Genomic DNA, 17748 nt, shown 5'->3' on the forward strand with positions numbered 1-17748 from the left:
CGGCGCCCCGGAGTGCCGCAGTGCAGCAACCTGGGGCGAACGGGCCGCATCTGCGAGCGAAACCCACACTTGGAATCGCCCGCGAGGCTGCTCTTACACCAATATGATACGGTTGAAATTGATGAATTTTTGACATTGTCGGCTTCGAATGATCTGGCCGCTCGCTGCGGCTCGGTCCCGTCGTCGGCGTCTGCAAGGTTCGGCGCCGTTCGCGACTGCAACACGAGATGTCGCCTTCGAGTTCCTCCTCCACACCGTCGGCACATCCGGTCGGCATCGCAGCGCGGATTGTCGGGGCGGCGTTTTTCCCATACCTGACATTTGGTGGCAACATGCTGCAATGCGCCGGGGCTGCGCGGACCCGTGCAAATCGGTTATCCGGCGTCGAGGCTCGACCGTCGGCGGCAGATTTGCTCTGAAGCCTCGCTTGGTGCAGGGAGCCGTCCGGGACGAGGCGGGGCCGCATGCTCGACAGAGACGACGGCGTCCCGACGGTGCCACCGCTTGCCGCGCCCCATGGGGCGCACGATCTCTGGGGTCGCGTCACAGCGGCGCCCAATCGACCCGCCTGCGGCCCAGCCGCCTTTTGCGACCGAGGAACACGATGAGCGTGCCCCATTCCACCGTCAGCGCCAACGGCGTTGCCTTCTCCAATCACGGCCCGCTGACGCTGATCGCCGGTCCCTGCCAGATGGAGACCCGCCAGCACGCCTTCGACATGGCGGGCGCGTTGAAGGACATCACCTCCCGGCTCGGCATCGGCTTCGTCTACAAGTCGAGCTTCGACAAGGCGAACCGGACGTCGCTGTCGGGCAAGCGCGGGATGGGTCTCGACGCGGCCCTGCCGGTGTTCGCCGACATCAAGAAAGAGTTCGGCGTGCCGGTGCTCACCGACATCCACAATGAAGAGCAGTGCCCGATCGTGGCGGAGGTCTGCGACATCCTCCAGATCCCGGCCTTCCTCTGCCGCCAGACCGACCTTCTGGTCGCCGCCGCCAAGACCGGTGCGATCATCAACGTCAAGAAGGGCCAGTTCCTCGCCCCCTGGGACATGAAGAACGTGGTCAACAAGATCACCGAGAGCGGCAATCTCGACGTGCTCGTGACCGAGCGCGGCGCCTCCTTCGGCTACAACACGCTGGTGTCCGACATGCGCTCGTTGCCGGTGCTTGCCGAGACCGGCGCGCCGGTGATCTTCGACGCCACCCACTCGGTGCAGCAGCCGGGTGGTCTCGGCGGCGCCTCGGGCGGTCAGCGCCAGTTCGTGCCGACGCTGGCACGGGCGGCCGTGGCGGTGGGCGTCGCCGGGGTGTTCGTGGAGACCCATCAGGACCCCGACAACGCCCCCTCCGACGGCCCCAACATGCTGCCCCTCGACGCCATGGAGGCGTTTCTCGGGACGCTCATGGAGATCGACGCGATCGCCAAGAAGGCCGCGGCCTGAGGCTGTCGCGCGGCCCGGTCGGGGCTAGGTCCCGACCGGCTCGTAGCCGTAGCGCTCCATGCCCGCGCGGCAGAGGAACTCGATCTCGGCGACGGCGTCGGGTTCGAGCGACGTCTTCCAGCTGTCGATCTCGCCCTTGCGGAAGAAGTTGGGGCGAACGTCGAAGCTCGGGCTCGCTGGATCGGCGGACTTCTGGCGAGAGGCGAGCTGCTTGGCGCTTGCCGACGATGACTTGCGGCGTGGCGAGGTGATGCCGAGCCAGGCGTGGATGCCGGCGAGCACGGCGTCCTTGTCGGCGTGGAGATCCTCGTAGCGCACGACGCGGAGGGCGGGTCCGATGGTCGTTTCGAGGTGGTGGGTGCGCAAGAGGTTCAGCATCCACTCGCGGGCGATCTCGGGGATCGGGCGATCGGCCCAGCTGCCCCAGTCCTCCTGCGCGGCGGCGAGCATGGAGGCGCAGACCGCCCGCGGATCGCGCACGATCACGAGGAAGTGGGCCTCGGGAAAGAGCCGCAGGATCGTCGACGCCATCCGCAGGTTGGCGGGCGTCTTCTCCAGGACGACCTCGCACTTCGGCTTGGTGGCGGCGATGCGGTCGAGCACCACGTGGGCGAGGGGGCGCAGGACCTCCGCATCCAAGGTGTCGGCGTCGATGTAGGCCTTGAGCCCGTCGGGGCCCGACGTCACGCTCTCTTCACCGAGATAGCGCCGCTCGATCTCGCCGACGTAGCGGTCGAACACGTGGCTTTCGCGCAAGGTTGCGACCTTCGGATGGGCGCCGAGCAGGATCTGCAGCCACGTCGTTCCGCTGCGGGTCGAGCCCCCGAGGAAGGCGTAGCGCTTGACGTTGGTCATCTGTCGGCTCCGTTGATCGGATGAGGTCAGCCCATCAGGCTCGGCAGCCACAGGGCGAGGCCGGGGATCGCGAGGATCAGGGCGACGCGCACCACGTCGGCGAGAATGAAGGGGATCACGCCCTTGAAGATGGTGCCGACCGAGACGTCGGGAAGGACGGTCTTGAGGACGAACACGTTGAGCCCGACCGGCGGGGTGATGAGGCTGATTTCCGTCATCACCACCACGAGAATGCCGAACCACACGAGATCGTAGCCGAGGCCCTCGACCATCGGGGCGAAGATCGGCACCGTCAGAAGCACCATCGACAGGCTCTCGAGCACCATGCCGAGCACCAGATAGACGCCGAGGATGGCGACGAGGACGCCGAAGGGGGGCCAGTCCGCGGCGTCGGCGAGGCCGGTGAGGGCGGCCGGCAGGCCGGCGACGTTCACGTAGCTCGCGAACACCAGCGCGCCCGTCAGCACCGCGAACATCATGGTGGTGGTGGCGGCCGTCTCGGCGAGCGCCTCGGCGAAGCTGCGCAGCGTGAGGCGCCCCATCACGAGGGCGATGAGGAAGGCACCGAACGCGCCGACGCCGGCCGCCTCGGTGGCGGTGAACACGCCGGCATAGATCCCGCCGATCACCAGGACGAAGAGGGCGAGCACGCCGCCGACGCCGCGCGTCGCGACGAGCTTCTGCCGCAGCGTGGTCTGCGGTCCGCGGGGGCCGGCGTCGGGGTCGATCATGCAGGTCACGCGCACCGCGGCCATGTAGCCGAGGACGCCGATGAGGCCGGGGATCACGCCGGCGATGAAGAGGGCGCCGATGTCCTGGCTGGTGGTGACGCCATACATCACGAGGATCACCGACGGCGGGATCAGGATGCCGAGCGTGCCGCCCGCCGCGATGACGCCGGCGGCGAGGCTGTCGGAGGTGCCGTAGCGGCGCATCGACGGCAGGGCGACCTTGCCCATCGTCGCCGCCGTCGCGAGCGAGGAGCCGCAGACGGCGGAGAAGCCGCCGCAGGCGACCGCCGTCGCCATGGCGAGCCCGCCCCGCCGCGCCCCGAGCCAGGCGTGGCAGGCGCCGTAGAGCTTGTCGGAAAGGCCGGCGCGGGTCACGAGATTGCCCATCAGGATGAAGAGGGGCACCACCGAGAGGGTGTAGGAAAGGCCGGTGTCGAACAGCGTCTGGCCGACAATCGACATCGCCCCGCGCGGGCCGAGGAGGAGCACCAGCCCGACGGTGCCCACGAGCCCCATCCCGAACGCGATCGGCAGCCCCAACAGGATGAGGACGACGAGCGCGACGAGCCCCGGCACCCACGGCTCAAGACCCATCATCGGCGACCCTTTCGCGCGGGGTGGCGAGAGCGTGCGTCGGTCGCGCCGGCGCGACGTCGCGTGGCGTAAGCGAGGAAAGCCGTCATATGTCGTCGTGCGGGATCTCGGGGGTCGGGGAGAGGGCGCCCCGACATCCCTGCACCAGACGCGCCACCGCGACGATCGAGGAGACGGCCGAGAGCGCGGCGAGGGCGAAGGCGACCGGCGCCAGCGGAATGCCGAGGAGCACGGTGGCATCACCGTAGCGGGAGAGAGCCGCGCCGCGCTGATAGAGGAGCCAAGCCGCCCCGGCGAGGAGGAGGGTGACGAGCACCTCCGCCGCGCGCTCCAGGACGAAGCGCATCCCGCCCGGCATCCCGTCGAGGGCGAGGCGCACCTGGACGTGCTCGCCCCGCCCGGTGACGAGCGGCAGTCCGGCGAACACCACCAGAGCCAGCATGATCTCCGTCGCCTCGAATGCCCCCGGCACCGGCGCGGAGAACACGTAGCGGCCGATCACGTCGACGACGGTGAGGAGCATCATCGCCATGAGGAGCGCCCCCGCGATGGCGGTCAACAGCGCGGAGGCGAGGGTGGCGGGTCGCATGGCGGCGGGACGACGTCGGCTCAGTTGCCGGCTTCGTCGTGCAGCATCTTCAGCGCGGCGACGCCGTCGACGCCCTTCGCCGCCGCGGCGTCGATGAACACCGCCTCGATCCCGGCGAGCGCGCCGTGGAGCTCCTCCACCATCGCCTCGTCGGCCGCGGTGACCGTCATGCCGGCCTCGGCCATCGTCTTGCGGCCGGCCGCGTCGGCGGCGTCCCACGCCTTGCCCGCCCGCTCGGCGAGGGCGACGCCGGACACGCCGTCGATCGCCTTCTTGTCCTCGTCGGAGAGGCCATTCCAGGTGTCCTCGTTCATGATCATGAAGAACGAGGTGTTATAGAGCCCGCCCGGCACCTCGGTGCCGTACTTCAGCACCGTGTCGATCTTGAAGAAGGGCACCGACTCGGGCGGAAACAGGATGCCGTCGGCGACGCCGTTCGACAGGATCTCGTAGACCTGCGGCGAGGGCGCCGACACCGGCACGATGCCGAGCTTGTCCGCCACCATGTTGGCGAGGCCGCCGCCGACGCGCATCTTCTTGCCGGAGAGGTCGGCGACGTCCTTGACGGGGTCCTTCACGGTGTAGATCTCGCCGGGCCCGTGGGTCCACACGGCGAGCAGCTTCACCCCCTCGTGCTCGTTCGCCTTGGCGAGATACTTGTCGTAGACCTTCTGGTAGGCGACCGAGAGGGTCTCGGAGCTGTCCGACAGGAAGGGCAGCTCGGCGATGGTCGTGAGGGCGAAGCGGTTCGGCGTGTAGCCGTGCACGCCGTAGCCGATGTCGGCGGCACCGTCGCGGATGAGGTCGTATTGCGCCGGCGGCTTGCCGATCGGGGCGGCCATCACCTCCACCGTCACGCGCCCGTCCGTCGCCTCCTTCACGGCCTCCCCCCAGGGGATCACGATATCCTTCACGATCGGATGGCTCGGCGGCAGCCAGTTGGACACCGTCAACGTCGTCTGGCCGAGCGCCGGCGCGCTGAAGCCGGCGAGGGCGGTGATGGCCACGAGGGAAAGCGCGCGGAGTGACGTCATGGGAATCATCCTCTTATGGGCCGGGTGGCCGGCATCATTCTCGGCAGATTAGGCGTCAAGCCGAGGCCCTGTCGACGGGTGGCATATTTTGCGCCAACCGCCCCGGCGCGGATGGCCGCATCGGGCTTTATCGCCCCTCGAATCTCGCGGGCGCATTGCTATCTTGCCTCTTATGGACACGATCAGCACCACCGGTACCGCCGACATCGGCACGACTTCTCCGCTCGACGACCGGCGACCCTTCGCGGGGCGTCCGGGGGCCCTCCCGGCCGATCATCCGCCGGTCGCCTTCGGGCGCATCGGCGTGCTGCTCGTCAATCTCGGCACGCCGGAGGGCACCGACTATTGGTCGATGCGCCGCTATCTCAAGGAGTTCCTGTCCGACCGGCGCGTCATCGAGGTGCCGCGCGCCATCTGGTGGCCGCTCCTCAACCTGGTGATCCTGTCGCGGCGGCCGCAAGCCTCGGGCAAGGCGTACGCGGCGATCTGGAACCATGAGCTCGACGAGGCGCCGCTGCGCACGATCACCCGCAGCCAGGCCGAGAAGCTCGCCGCGAGCCTCGCCGCCGAGCCGCGCATCGAGGTGGACTGGGCGATGCGCTACGGCATGCCCGCGATCGGCGACCGCCTCAAGCGGCTGCAGCAGAAGGGGTGCGAGCGCATTCTCGTGGTGCCGCTCTATCCGCAATACGCGGCCGCCACCACGGCCACGGTGAACGACGTCGCCTTCGATGCCCTCAAGGCGATGCGCTGGCAGCCCGCCGTGCGCACGCTGCCGCAATATTGCGACGACCCCGTCTATATCGACGCCCTCGCCAACTCGTTGGAGGCGCATCTCGCCGGTCTCGACTTCGAGCCGGAGATGGTGCTCGCGTCCTTCCACGGCGTGCCGCTCGAGTATCTTCAGAAGGGCGATCCCTATCACTGCCAGTGCCACAAGACGGCGCGGCTCCTGCGCGATCGCCTCGGCTGGCCGCAAGAGCGGCTGAAGGTGACCTTCCAGTCCCGCTTCGGCCGCGCCGAATGGCTGAAGCCCTACACCGACGAGACGGTGAAGGCGCTCGCCCGCTCCGGGGTCAAGCGTCTGGCGGTGATGACGCCCGGCTTCGTCGCCGACTGCCTGGAGACGATCGAGGAGATCGGCGTGGAGAATGCCGGCTACTTCATGGCGGAGGGGGGCGAGCACTTCTCCGCCGTTCCGTGCCTCAACGACAGCGCGGAGGGGATGCGCGTGATCGAGCACGTCGTCCGCCGCGAGCTGATGGGCTGGGTCTGAGGCTTGCGGCGGCCGGTGGGGACGACGCATCCTCCCCGCCCGACCGAGGAGCTCCGCAGGAGTATGAAGCGACCATGTTGAGCATCGAGCATCTGATGATCGGCGGTGCGCCGCGCCCCGTCGCCCCGTTCAGCCACGCCGTGCGGGCGGGGGACTTTCTATTCGTCACCGGCCAGATGCCGACCGACCCGGTCACCCACGAGGTGGTGGGCGAGGACGTGGAGACGCAGACGCGGCAGGTGATGGCGAACCTTTCCACCGTGCTCGCCGGTGCCGGCACCACGCTGAGCCGCACGGTGTTCGCGCGGGTCTATCTGACCGAGTTCCAGCGCGACTATGCGGCGATGAACGCGCTGTGGGAGACCTATTTCGAGGTCGGCAAGCGGCCGGCGCGCACCTGCGTCGGCGTGACCGGCCTCGCTGTCGGCGCGCTGGTGGAAATCGACCTGGTAGTGGCCCTCTAGGCGGGGAGGGGAGATCCTCCCCCCGGGCGCTAGCGGGCGGCGAGGCCGCGGACCGGCTCCGACCACGCCGGGTCGCCGTGCTTGTCCCAATAAAGGGCCGCGAGGCGGGCGGTGTGGGGGCCGGGGCGGCCGTCGCCGACCGGGCGGCCGTCGATGCTCACCACCGGGATGATGCCGCCGGCGGTGGAGGTGATCATGACCTCTTCGGCGCCGAGAAGGTCGTCCTCGCTCATCGCCCCGGCGGCGACCGCCACGTTCAGCTCGGCGCAGAGGTCGATCACCGTACCGCGGGTGATGCCTTCGAGCACGTTGTCGGCCGGCGTCGACCAGACACCGTCGCGGTAGGCGAAGACGTTGAAGCCCGGCCCCTCGGCGATGTTCCCCTCGGGGTCCTTCAGCACCACGGTATCGGCGCCGCCGTCGAGCGCCTCCATCAGCGCCATGTCGAGGTCGAGCCAGTGATAATTCTTGGCGCGCTGGTCGAGCGCGCGGCGTGAGATGCGCTCGGTGTTGCGGGCGATCGCCATGGCGAGCCCGGCCGCGCGCTTGTCCGCGTCGGCGAGCCACACATAGGGGATCGCGTAGGCGTAGAGCGTGTTGGTCGAGGCGCGCGGATCACGCCGCGCCGCCGGGTTGGGGCGCCCCCGCGTGCAGGTCATCGACACGTAGGCGTCCGAAAGCCCGGTGCGCGCCACGAGTTCGTGGAGGACGACCGCCAGCGCCTCCCGCTCGAGGGGCGGTGTCAGGCGCAGCCGGGCGCAGCTCGCGTAGAAGCGGTCGAGGTGCTTGTCGAGGCGGAAGAAGCGGCCTTGCCAGACGCCGACGACGTCATAGGTGCAGTCGGAACGGGTGACGCCGTAGTCGAGCACGGAGATCTTGGCCTCGGCGATCGGGCAAAACGCACCGTCGACATACGCGGCGCCGTCTGCCATCACCGGGTCCGGCGACGTGTAGACCAGGGGGTCGGCGAGATCCATCGACAGTCTCCGTTGTCCAAACCATCCGCAGAGGGTCCTAGTGACGCCATTCTATGCGGCAATGGCAACTATTTGCGCGGCCGACGGGTCGCACTTTGGGGCCGAAGCGTCCAACCTGGAGGGCAACGCCGCTCGTTGGTTGGGGCAGCCCGCCCCTCGTCGCCGTCGCCGCCCCGGCTCCAAGGCGCGACCCGCTCGATAAGGAGAGGCCATTGAACGCCAACTCACCCGCCGCACGCGATGTGCGCCATGTTCTGCACGGCTACGTGGAACTGAAGGCCCAGCGCGAGAGCCTGCCCACCGTCATCACCGCCGGTGAGGGCATCTACGTGAAGGACGAGAACGGGACGCCCTACATCGAGGCGGCGAGCGGCATGTGGTGCACCTCGCTGGGCTTTGGCGAGGAGGAGCTGGTCGAGGCTGCCGCCGAGCAGATGCGCAAGCTCCCCTACTACCACACGGTGGGCTACAAGTCGGTCAACCCCGCCATCGATCTCGCCGAGAAGCTGGCCGAGATGGCGCCCATCAAGGATGCCCGCGTCTATTTCGCCCTCTCCGGGTCGGAGGCGAACGACGCGCTGGTGAAGTTCATCCGCTACTACAACAACGCCGTGGGGCGGCCGCAGAAGAAGAAGTTCATCGCCCGCCACAACGGCTATCACGGCGCGACGGTCGCGACGACGAGCCTGACGGGCATCCCGATCAACCACGTGGCGTTCGATCTGCCGCTGCCGGGCTTCCTCCACACCACCGATCCCCACTATCTCCACCACGCCCACGCCGGCGAAACGCGCGAGGCGTTTGCCGAGCGTCTCGCCCGCGAGCTCGACGAGATGATCGAGAAGGAGGGGCCGGACACCGTCGCCGCCTTCATGGCCGAGCCGATCACCGGTGCGGGCGGCGTCATCATTCCGCCCGAGCCCTACTACGAGAAGGTGCAGGAGGTGCTGAAGAAGCACGACGTGCTCTTCCTCGACGACGAGGTGGTGAACGGCATCTGGCGCACCGGCAAACTGTGGGGCGCCGAAACGATGGGGATCGCCCCCGACACGATGACGGTGGCGAAGGGTCTCACCTCCGCCTATCAGCCGCTGTCGGCGCTGATCCTGTCCGACGAGATCTATCGCGGCATGGAGAAGGGCTCGCTCGGCGTGGGCTTCTTCGCCCACGGGCAGACCTACTCGGGCCACCCGGTCTCCTGCGCTGTGGCGCTCAAGGTGCTCGAGATCATCGAGACGCGCGACATCGGCGGCCATGTGGGGCGCGTGTCGCCCACCTTCGCGCGCCGTCTCCAGAAGCTCGGCGAGCACCCGCTCGTCGGCGACGTGCGCTGCAAGGGCCTCATCGGCGCCGTCGAGTTCGTCGCCGACAAGAAGACCGGGCGCCTGTTCGATCCGAGCGGCGTCGTCGCACGCCGCATCAAGGAGCGCGCGGAGTCGGCCTACAAGCTGATCACGCGCAACGTGCCGAGCGGCGATTCGATCGCCTTCTCGCCGCCGCTCATCATCACCGAGAGCGAGATCGACGAGGTGTTTGACCGCTTCGAGAAGGCGGTGAACGACGTGATGGGCGAGCTCGCCCGCGAAGGCGCTATCGCCGCCTGACAGAGCTGCACAGGGCGAGGCGGCGCCTCGCCCTGACGCCTTCGCAGGCCCGGGAGCGACGGTCGTCAGTCGGGGTGGACGAGGCGGATCGGGGCGCCGTCGAGCCAGGCGACGAGGTTTTCCACCGTCTCGCGATAAAAGCCCGTGAGCGTCTCCTCCACCGTGTAGCCGAGGTGGGGGGTGAGGAGGGTGTTGGGCAGGGTGCGCAGCGGGTGGTCGGCTGGAAGCGGCTCCTCGTCGTAGACGTCGAGGCCGGCGCCGGCGATGCGCCGCGCACGCATCGTCTCGATGAGCGCAGCCTGGTCGACGAGCGGGCCGCGCGAGGTGTTCACGAGGATCGCCGAGGGCATCATGCGGCCGAGATCCTCGGCACCCACGATGCCGCGCGTCGTCTCGCCGAGCACCAGATGCAGCGACACCACGTCGGAGGTCGCAAACAGCGTCGCCTTGTCGACATATCGGGCGCCCGCCGCCGCGGCCCGTTCCTCGGTGAGGTTGGGGCTCCAGGCGACCACCTCCATGCCGAAGGCGTTGGCGATGGGCACCATGCGGGCGCCGAGCCGGCCGATCCCGAGGAGACCCAGTCGGCGGTTGAGCACGGTGTTGCCGAGCCGGGTCTGCCAGTGACCCGTGCGCATGGCGTTGGCCTCCTGCGGGATGTGGCGCAGGAGGCCGAGGATGAGGCCCCAAGCGAGTTCCACCGTCGCATATTCGCCGTTGCCGCTGCCCGTCGTCGCCGATACGGCGACGCCGTTGTCGGCGGCGGCCTGAAGGTCGAGCGTGCGGTTGCGCCGCCCGGTCATGGCGATGAGGGAGAGCTTGGGCAGTCCCTCGATGTAGGCGCGCGGCAGCGGCGTGCGCTCGCGGATCACGCAGATCGCGTCGTAGTCCTGGAGCGCGGCCACCTGCTCCTCGGTGCTGCCGAGGTGACGGTCGAACACGGTGACGTCGGCGCGTGCTTCCACCGCCGACCAGTCGGCGAGGCTGAGGGCGATGCCGAGATAGTCGTCGAGGACGGCGATCTTGGCGCGGCGGTCGGTGGGGGCGGGCTTCAGGGGAACGGCCATCACGTACCTTTTTCGGGGTGTGCCTTGTGGATCCGCGCGATCACCCAGGGGATGTTGGGCATGATGAGAAAGATGCGGATGAGATGGAAGGCGGTGATGAGTGCGACGTCCTGACCGAGCACGCTCGCCGTCAGCGCCATCTCGGTGACGCCGCCGGGGGCGGAGCCGAGCACGAGGCTTTCCCACGGCATGTCCACCACGAGGGCGAGGCTCGCTGCGCCGATGGTGCAGACGGCGATGAACAAGATGGTGGTGAGGAAGAGCACGAGGACGAGCTGGCCGGCCCGCTCCAGCAGCTCGCGGCGGAAGGTGGCACCGAGCCAGGTGCCGAGGAGCACCTGGGCTCCCCACAGCATCGGCACCGGGTAGTGGGCGAGCGGCACGTCGAACGCCGTGAGCGCGGCGGAGAAAGCGAGGGGGCCGAGGAAGTAGGGGTTGGAGAGGCGCACCAGCTTGCCGACGCGCGCGGCGAAGTAGCCGACACAGGCGACGAGGACGAGGGCGAGCGGGCGGAAGGGTGCGGGCTCGAAGCTCGTCGGCCGCTCGAACTGGCCGTGGATCATGTAGATGACGATGGGCACGAACACCACGATGGCGGTGATGCGCAGCGTCTGGGCGAAGGCGATGGGGCCCGGATCGCGGCCGTAGTGGTGGGCGAGGTTCGCCATCTCGACCGGCCCGTTGGGCACGCTGGCGAGGAAGGCGGAGATCCGGTCGAGCCCGGTGAAGCGGGCGAGGAGCACCGAGGTGGCGTAGCCGAGAATGGCCGTCATCACCGCCGACCCCAGCAGGATGGGCAGGCTGTCGAGCGCGGCCTCGACGGCGTGGGGGGTGAAGAAGAAGCCGACGCTCGTCGCGATGACGATCTGGCCGAAGGGGCGAGTCTTCACCGGGATGCGCAGCGTAATGCCGCTCATGGACATGGCGGCGGCGGCGACGAGGGGGCCGATCATCCAGGGAAGCGGCGCGCCGACGCGCCAGAAGACGTAGCCGGTCAGCGCGGTGACGCAGTAGATGCCGAGGAGCCTGGCGCCTTCGGCGAGGAGGGCGAGGCGCAGGCCGGGGGTCGGGAGGGTCAATCGCACCGGGTCGACATCCCTCCATCGACGGCCGTGTCGATATTTCCGGCGAAATTCCCTTCGCCGACGTGAGGCCGGGGCATGCCCGCCATTGTGGGTTCTTGGTGGGTGGGGCGCCGACGACGCTCGGCGGGCGAGCGTTCTGCGCCGCGTTCGCGCGGGGCGGTGAGGCGAGCCTCGGCCATGGGAGTGTGCATTGGATCGAAAAGGATGGTGTTCACGCAGGTGTTGTAGGGCGCCGGGCCGGTCGTGGTCACCCTCGCTCGTCGAATTGCACCCACTGCGATCGCATGGGTGCATTGCGCAGCGCCGGGCGGGTGGGCGGCGGAGGGCTTGGCAGGGCCGATGCGTTGACCCACCATTGTGTCGATAGTTTGCTCGCGGAGGTCGGCGTGGGCGCGCCCGGCCGCGGCGGCGGTCGTGTCTCGTGGACGGCCCGACATGAGACGGCCTGGCATGGAGCGCTTCCTCGCGACGGGCGCGGGCCTGCGGTTTGTGCCGGAACGGACGCCGCAGGTCGTTGGTTGGACCACGACCCTTCGCGCTCAAGGTCCGGATGTCAAGACCTTTGCCATAACCGCTGATGGGGGCGGCGACGGGTGCGTCGACCTGCGACCGCATGGTGCGGCGGCCTCGCATCCACGGTGCGACAGCTCCTCACGCCGAGTTGAACGATGCCGGTGGCGAGCGAAGAATAACCAGAAATTTGTCATTCATACCGTGGGTTAGGCTCGGGCCGGATAGAACTCCGGTGCCTCGCCGACGGACTCGAGCACCCAGTCGATGAAGTGGCGTGTCTTGGTGCTGACCGAGGTGAGGGTCGGCCACACCACGTAGAAGGCCGCGCCGGTGGCGTGGGGGCGGTCGAAGGGGCGCACCAGCTCGCCGGACGCGAGCTCGTTGCCGAGGAGGTCGATCTGACCGATCGCCACCCCGAGCCCCTGCGTGCAGGCCGAGTAGGTCAACAGCGACGTCTCGAACTCGATCCCCTCGCGCCAGTTGAGATCGATGCCCATCGCCGCCGCCCAAGTCTCCCAGTCGCGCCGGCGATAGCGGGAGTGGAGAAGGTCGGCGACGGCGAGGTCCTCGGGCCGCTCGAGCGGGCCGGCAGCGGCGAGGTAGCGCGGGCTCGCCACCACGTCGAGCACCTCGTCGAACAGCTTGCGGCAGCGCGCGTCGCTCCAGTCGGCGCGGCCGAGCTGGATCGCCACGTCGAGATGGGTGCCGCGGAAGTCGAGCGGCTCCACCGTGGTGTCGAAGCGGACGCGATAGTCCGGATGGCGCGCCATGAACTCCGGCAGCCGCGGCAAGAGGAAGTGATGGGCGACGGTCGGGTAGATGCGCAGGTGGATCGTGTTGCGCGTCTCGTTGGAGAGGATGCGCTCGGTGGCGCGCTCCAGATCGTCGAACAGCCCGGCGATCTCGTGGCCGAAGGCGCGTCCGACGTCGGTCAGCTTCACCGAGCGCGAGCCGCGCTCGAAGAGACGCACCGACAGATAGCGCTCCAAAATGGCGATCTGCCGGCTGATCGCCACCTGGCTGATGCCCATGTGCTTGGCCGCCGCGGTGAAGGTCTTGTGGCGCGAGGCGACGGCGAAGGCGCGCAATGGGTTGAGCGGCAGATTGCGATAGCCTCGATCCATAACCTTAGCTTCTCCATGCCCAACAATATGCCGGTTTTGCGAAGCTGAGGTTAGTCTAAGATCGGCCGGCCGGCGAGAGTCGGCGTCACTGCCACGTCCAGAGGGACTGCCATGGATTTCGAGCTGACGGAAGATCAGCGCATCTTTCGCGACACCGTACGTCGCTTCGCCGAGAACGAATTGGCCGACGGAGCTGCGGAGCGCGCCGCGGCGGACCATTTCCCCCGCGAGATCGCCGAGCGCTTCGCCGAGATGGGCCTCCTCGGCATCACCATTCCGGAGGCCGACGGCGGCTCCGGCGGCGGGCTGATCGAGGCGATCCTGGCGATCCAGGCGGTGGCCGAGGTGTGCCCGCGGTCGGGCGACGTGGTGCAGGCGGGCAATTTCGGACCGATCCGCACCTTCGCCGAGTACGCGACGGCGGAGCAGAAGGCCCGCTTCCTGCCCGATCTTCTCGCCGGACGCACGCTGATCTCGCTCGGCATGACGGAGCCTGACGCGGGGTCGGCCGTCACCGAGCTCAAGACCTCGGCTCGCGAGGAGGGCGACGAGGTGGTGATCAACGGCGCCAAGATCTTCGGCACCCACAGCGCCGAGGCGAGCGTCTTCCTCGTCTATGTCCGCTTCGGGCCGGGGGTCGGCGGCATCGGCTCCGTGCTCGTGGAGCGCGACGCGCCGGGCTTCACGGTGGGCAAGCCGTCGGCCTTCATGAACGGGGAGGAGTGGGCGCCGCTGTTCTTCGACGAGTGCCGCATTCCGAAGAAGAACGTGCTGCTCGGCGCCGGGGGCTTCAAGAAGCAGATCTCGGGCTTCAACGTGGAGCGGCTCGGCAACGCCTCGCGCGCCGTGGCGGTGGGGCGGCACGCCTTCGAGGTCGCCCGCCAGCACGCGGCGACGCGCAAGCAGTTCGGCCGCCCGCTCTGCGAGTTCCAGGGCCTGCAGTGGAAGTTCGCCGAGATGGCGGTGAAGCTCGAGAGCGCCCAGCTTCTCCTGATGCGCGCCGCCGTCGTCGCCGCCGAGGGACTGCCCGACGCCCATCAGACGGCGATGGCCAAGCTCGCCTGCAACGAAGCCGGCTTCTTCGCCGCCAACGAGGCCCTGCAGGTGATGGGCGGGCTCGGCTTTTCCGAGGAGAGCACGGTGCAATATTGCCTGCGGCGCACGCGCGGCTGGATGATCGCCGGCGGCTCGATCGAGATCCTCAAGAACCGCATCGCGGAAGGGATCTTCGAGCGCCGCTTCTCGCAGCGCCCGCCCAAGCCGGAGGCGGCGGCGTGACGACTGATCCCGAGCTTCTCTCCGCTCTCACCGCGCCGGGCACGGTGGCGCTGGTCGGAGCCTCCGACAATCCCAAGAAGCTGACCTCGCGGCCGCAGCGCTTTCTCACCGCCAATGGCTTTGCCGGTCGCATCGTGCCGGTCAATCCGGGCCGCGACACGGTGCTGGGGCTGCCGGCCGCCGCGAGCGTCGACGCGATCGAGGGTCCCGTCGACCACGCCTACGTGATGACGGCGGCCGATGCCGCGATCGCCGCGGTGGAGGCGTGCGCGGCGAAGGGCGTCAAGGTGGTCTCGGTGCTCGCCGACGGCTTCGCCGAGGCGGGGCCGGAGGGGTGGGCGCGGCAGGAGCGCATCACCGCCGTCGCCCGCGAGGCGGGCATGCTCCTCATCGGCCCCAACTCCATGGGCGTCGTCAACACGCTGAACGGCTTCGTCTGCACCACCAACGCCGCCTTCCGCGCCGACCGCATTCTCAAGGGCCGGTTCGCGGCGCTGTCCCAGTCGGGGTCGATCATCGGCACGCTGCTGTCCCGGGGGGCGGCGCGCGGGCTCGGCTTCTCCACCCTCGTCTCCCTCGGCAACGAGGCGGTGGCGGGGGTGGGCACCCTCGGCCGGCTGCTCGTCGACGATCCGCAGATCGACGGCTTCCTCTTGTTCCTCGAGACGATCCGCGATCCTGAGGAGATCGCGGCGTTCGGCCGGGCGGCGGCCGCCGCCGGCAAGCCGGTGGTCGCCTACATGATCGGCCGCTCCGACGAAGGTCAGGCGCTGTCGGTCTCCCACACCGGCGCGCTGACGGGCTCGGCCGAGGCGGTGGCGAGCTTCCTCGCCGGCTGCGGCATCCTCCAGGTGGACCTTTTCGACACCCTCCTCGATGCGCCCGCCGCGCTCGCCGGCACCCGTCTCGATCCTGTCCGGCCGCGCACCGTCACGGTGGTTTCCACCACCGGCGGGGGCGGCGCGATGGTGGTGGACCAGATGGCGATGCGCGGCGTGACCATCGCCGGTGCGAGCCCGGCCGCGCGCCGTACGCTGGAGGCGCAGAAGATCCCCCTCGGCCACGGCAAGCTCGTGGACGTGACGCTCGCCGGCGCCCAGTACGACACCATGAAGGCCGTGGTGGGCACGCTCGCGGCCGATCCCGCGACCGGCGTCCTCGTCGTCGCCATCGGATCGTCGGCCCAGTTCGACCCCGAGCTCGCGGTGAAGCCGATCGTCGACGCCGTGGCGGAGGCGCCGGAGGGGGCCGCGCCCGTGCTCGGCTTTCCGCTGCCGCACGCCCCGGACAGCCTGCGCCTTCTGGAGGAGGGCGGCGTGCCGGCCTTCCGCGGCGTCGAGAGTTGCGCCGAGACGGTCGCGCTGTTGATGCGCCCGCCGGCGCCGCCGCCCGTCCCGCATGCGCCGCTGCCCGCCGCGGCGGCCGATCTCCTCACCCGCAGCGGTGTTCTCGACGAGGTCGCGGCGGGCGAGGTGTTCGCCGCGCTCGGCGTCGACCGGCCGGCGCAGACGATGGTGAGCGAAGCCTCCGAGGCGACGGGGCTCGCCTTCCCGGTGGTCGCCAAGCTCGTCTCGCCCGACCTTCCGCACAAGACGGAGGCGGGGGCGATCCGTCTCGGGATCGGCGATGCCGACGCGCTCGCCGAGGCCGTCGAGGGGATGATCGCCTCGGCCGAGGCCCATGCTCCCGGCTTCCACCGGCGCGGCATCCTCGTTCAAGAGATGGTGAAGGGACTCGGAGAGGCGCTGGTGGGCCTCACTCGCGATCCGCTCGTCGGCCCGATGGTGACGGTGGGCGCGGGCGGCGTGCTCGCCGAGATCTACCGCGACGCGGCGGTGCGTCCCGCGCCCGTCGACCGCGCAACGGCGCGCGCCATGGTGGCCGAGGTCAAGGGCTTCGCCCTCCTCGCCGGCTATCGCGGCGCGCCGCGGGGCGACCTCGAGGCGCTCGCCGCCGTGGTGGAGGCGGTGTCGCGGCTCGCGATCGCCCCGAACGTCGCCGAAGCGGAGATCAACCCGGTGCTCGTCCTGCCGGAAGGGCAGGGGGCCTTGATGCTCGACGCCCTGATCCGCCTGACGTAGACGCCGGTGTCTCGCCGATCGCAGTTGCCGAACGGCGCGCGATCGGCTCAGGATGGGGAAGCTTCGTTCGAGGAGACCACCCATTGACCCCGCCTCCGGAAGTCTCCGACGCCGAGCCCGCCCCGTCCCGCCCGCGGTCCGCCAATCGCCGCGAGCGCCCGCCCATCCGGCGGCGGGACGGGCTTCCCACCGTCACCCTCGTCGCCATCCTCAAGAACGAGGCGCCCTACGTCGACGAGTGGATCGAGGCGCACCGCCTGATCGGCTTCGACGCCATGATCCTCTACGACAACGCGAGCACCGACGGGACGGGCGAGCGCCTCGCCGCCCACGCCGGCCGCGGGGTGCGGGTGATCGACTGGCCCGACCGGCCGGAGCGGCGGGCGCCGCCGCAGATCGCGGCCTACCGGCATGCGACGGCGCGTCTGCGCACCGAGTGGGCCGCCTTCTTCGACGGCGACGAGTTCCTCAACCTCCACAAGCACGACAGCGTCGGGGCGATGCTGGCCGAGATCCCGCCCGAAGCGGAGGCGGTGGGGGTGAGCTGGCGCGTGTTCGGCTCGTCCGGCGCCATCGCGGCGTCGGCGGAGCCGGTGACGGAGCGCTTCGTGCGCGCGGCGCCTGCCGCGATGCCCGCCAACACCATGATCAAGACCATCGCACGCACCGATCGCCTGGTACGGATGGCCATCCACAAGGGCGTCTTCCTGTCGCATCAGCACGACGGCGACCCGGTGGGGCGCTACGTCACGCCGTCGGGTCGGCCGATGGTGTTCGGCGACAACGGTCGCCCCACGGAGCCGGAGTGGGAGACGGCGCAGCTCAACCACTATGTGGTGAAGTCGCGCGAGGAGTTCGCCGCCAAGATGCGGCGCGGCAGAGCCGCGAAGCGCTCCGGCGGGGCGGACAAGTTCTATTCCGACGAAGAGGCGAGCCGCCACTTTCGCGTCCACGACCGCAACGACGAGGAGGATCGCTCGCTGCTCGATCTGCTCGCCCGTCTGCGCGGCGCCCGATGAGGCGGAGCGTTGC

The 17748-nt window shown here is 69.5% G+C and carries 15 protein-coding genes; 7 read left to right on the top strand and 8 right to left on the bottom strand.

The genetic code is table 11. From position 1 onward, the window contains the following. Positions 1–604: 604 nt before the first annotated feature. Complete coding sequence (gene kdsA / locus JCR33_RS12145; RefSeq protein ID WP_198882354.1) at positions 605–1444, top strand: 3-deoxy-8-phosphooctulonate synthase; 840 nt, start codon at positions 605–607, stop codon at positions 1442–1444. Between the two features lie 24 nt (positions 1445–1468). Here kdsA and JCR33_RS12150 read toward each other — a convergent pair whose 3' ends face one another. The 4 genes from JCR33_RS12150 to JCR33_RS12165 all read right to left on the bottom strand — a co-directional run bounded on the left by JCR33_RS12150 (position 1469) and on the right by JCR33_RS12165 (position 5247). Continuing rightward, complete coding sequence (locus tag JCR33_RS12150) at positions 1469–2299, bottom strand: sulfotransferase family protein (RefSeq protein ID WP_198882355.1); 831 nt, start codon at positions 2297–2299, stop codon at positions 1469–1471. 26 nt (positions 2300–2325) lie between these two features. Beyond that, entirely contained in the window at positions 2326–3627 is a 1302-nt protein-coding gene (locus JCR33_RS12155) for a TRAP transporter large permease (protein WP_408628755.1), read from the bottom strand. An 82-nt stretch (positions 3628–3709) separates the two neighbouring features. After that, positions 3710–4213 (bottom strand): TRAP transporter small permease, encoded by a 504-nt coding sequence (locus tag JCR33_RS12160; RefSeq protein WP_198882356.1) that lies wholly within the window; start codon positions 4211–4213, stop codon positions 3710–3712. Positions 4214–4233: 20 nt separating this feature from the next. Then, positions 4234–5247, bottom strand: coding sequence for a TRAP transporter substrate-binding protein (locus JCR33_RS12165; protein ID WP_198882357.1), 1014 nt, complete (start codon positions 5245–5247; stop codon positions 4234–4236). Positions 5248–5419: 172 nt separating this feature from the next. Here JCR33_RS12165 and hemH point away from each other — a divergent pair, with 172 nt between their 5' ends. Next, positions 5420–6523 carry a ferrochelatase gene (gene hemH / locus JCR33_RS12170; protein WP_198882358.1) on the top strand — a complete coding sequence of 368 codons (1104 nt, stop codon included), beginning with the start codon at positions 5420–5422 and terminating at the stop codon, positions 6521–6523. A gap of 83 nt (positions 6524–6606) precedes the next feature. Next, the gene (locus tag JCR33_RS12175) at positions 6607–6987 is read left to right on the top strand and encodes a RidA family protein (protein ID WP_332461179.1); all 381 of its coding nucleotides are present in this window, start codon (positions 6607–6609) and stop codon (positions 6985–6987) included. Positions 6988–7016: 29 nt separating this feature from the next. Here JCR33_RS12175 and JCR33_RS12180 read toward each other — a convergent pair whose 3' ends face one another. Then, the gene (locus JCR33_RS12180) at positions 7017–7964 is read right to left on the bottom strand and encodes an aminotransferase class IV (protein ID WP_198882359.1); all 948 of its coding nucleotides are present in this window, start codon (positions 7962–7964) and stop codon (positions 7017–7019) included. Between the two features lie 212 nt (positions 7965–8176). Between JCR33_RS12180 and JCR33_RS12185 the strand changes: the two genes are divergently transcribed. After that, positions 8177–9568, top strand: coding sequence for an aminotransferase (locus tag JCR33_RS12185; RefSeq protein ID WP_232372536.1), 1392 nt, complete (start codon positions 8177–8179; stop codon positions 9566–9568). Between the two features lie 65 nt (positions 9569–9633). Here JCR33_RS12185 and JCR33_RS12190 read toward each other — a convergent pair whose 3' ends face one another. The 3 genes from JCR33_RS12190 to JCR33_RS12200 form a co-directional block, all read right to left on the bottom strand. Then, on the bottom strand, positions 9634–10635 hold the full coding sequence (locus JCR33_RS12190; RefSeq protein WP_198882361.1) for a D-2-hydroxyacid dehydrogenase family protein: 1002 nt from the start codon (positions 10633–10635) through the stop codon (positions 9634–9636). Further along, a complete protein-coding gene (locus JCR33_RS12195; protein WP_198882362.1) occupies positions 10635–11720 on the bottom strand; it encodes an AbrB family transcriptional regulator in 1086 nt (361 codons plus the stop codon). Before JCR33_RS12195 ends, JCR33_RS12190 begins: the two co-directional genes overlap by 1 nt. A 719-nt stretch (positions 11721–12439) precedes the next feature. Beyond that, the gene (locus JCR33_RS12200; RefSeq protein ID WP_198882363.1) at positions 12440–13357 is read right to left on the bottom strand and encodes a LysR substrate-binding domain-containing protein; all 918 of its coding nucleotides are present in this window, start codon (positions 13355–13357) and stop codon (positions 12440–12442) included. Between the two features lie 111 nt (positions 13358–13468). Between JCR33_RS12200 and JCR33_RS12205 the strand changes: the two genes are divergently transcribed. The 3 genes from JCR33_RS12205 to JCR33_RS12215 all read left to right on the top strand — a co-directional run bounded on the left by JCR33_RS12205 (position 13469) and on the right by JCR33_RS12215 (position 17735). Further along, on the top strand, positions 13469–14635 hold the full coding sequence (locus tag JCR33_RS12205; RefSeq protein WP_198882364.1) for an acyl-CoA dehydrogenase family protein: 1167 nt from the start codon (positions 13469–13471) through the stop codon (positions 14633–14635). After that, complete coding sequence (locus tag JCR33_RS12210) at positions 14632–16716, top strand: acetate--CoA ligase family protein (RefSeq protein WP_198882365.1); 2085 nt, start codon at positions 14632–14634, stop codon at positions 16714–16716. Before JCR33_RS12205 ends, JCR33_RS12210 begins: the two co-directional genes overlap by 4 nt. Before the next feature lie 83 nt (positions 16717–16799). Beyond that, a complete protein-coding gene (locus JCR33_RS12215) occupies positions 16800–17735 on the top strand; it encodes a glycosyltransferase family 2 protein (RefSeq protein ID WP_198882366.1) in 936 nt (311 codons plus the stop codon). Positions 17736–17748: the final 13 nt, after the last annotated feature.

The sequence above is a fragment of the Acuticoccus mangrovi genome, from assembly GCF_016411865.1.
Lineage (GTDB): Bacteria > Pseudomonadota > Alphaproteobacteria > Rhizobiales > Amorphaceae > Acuticoccus > Acuticoccus mangrovi.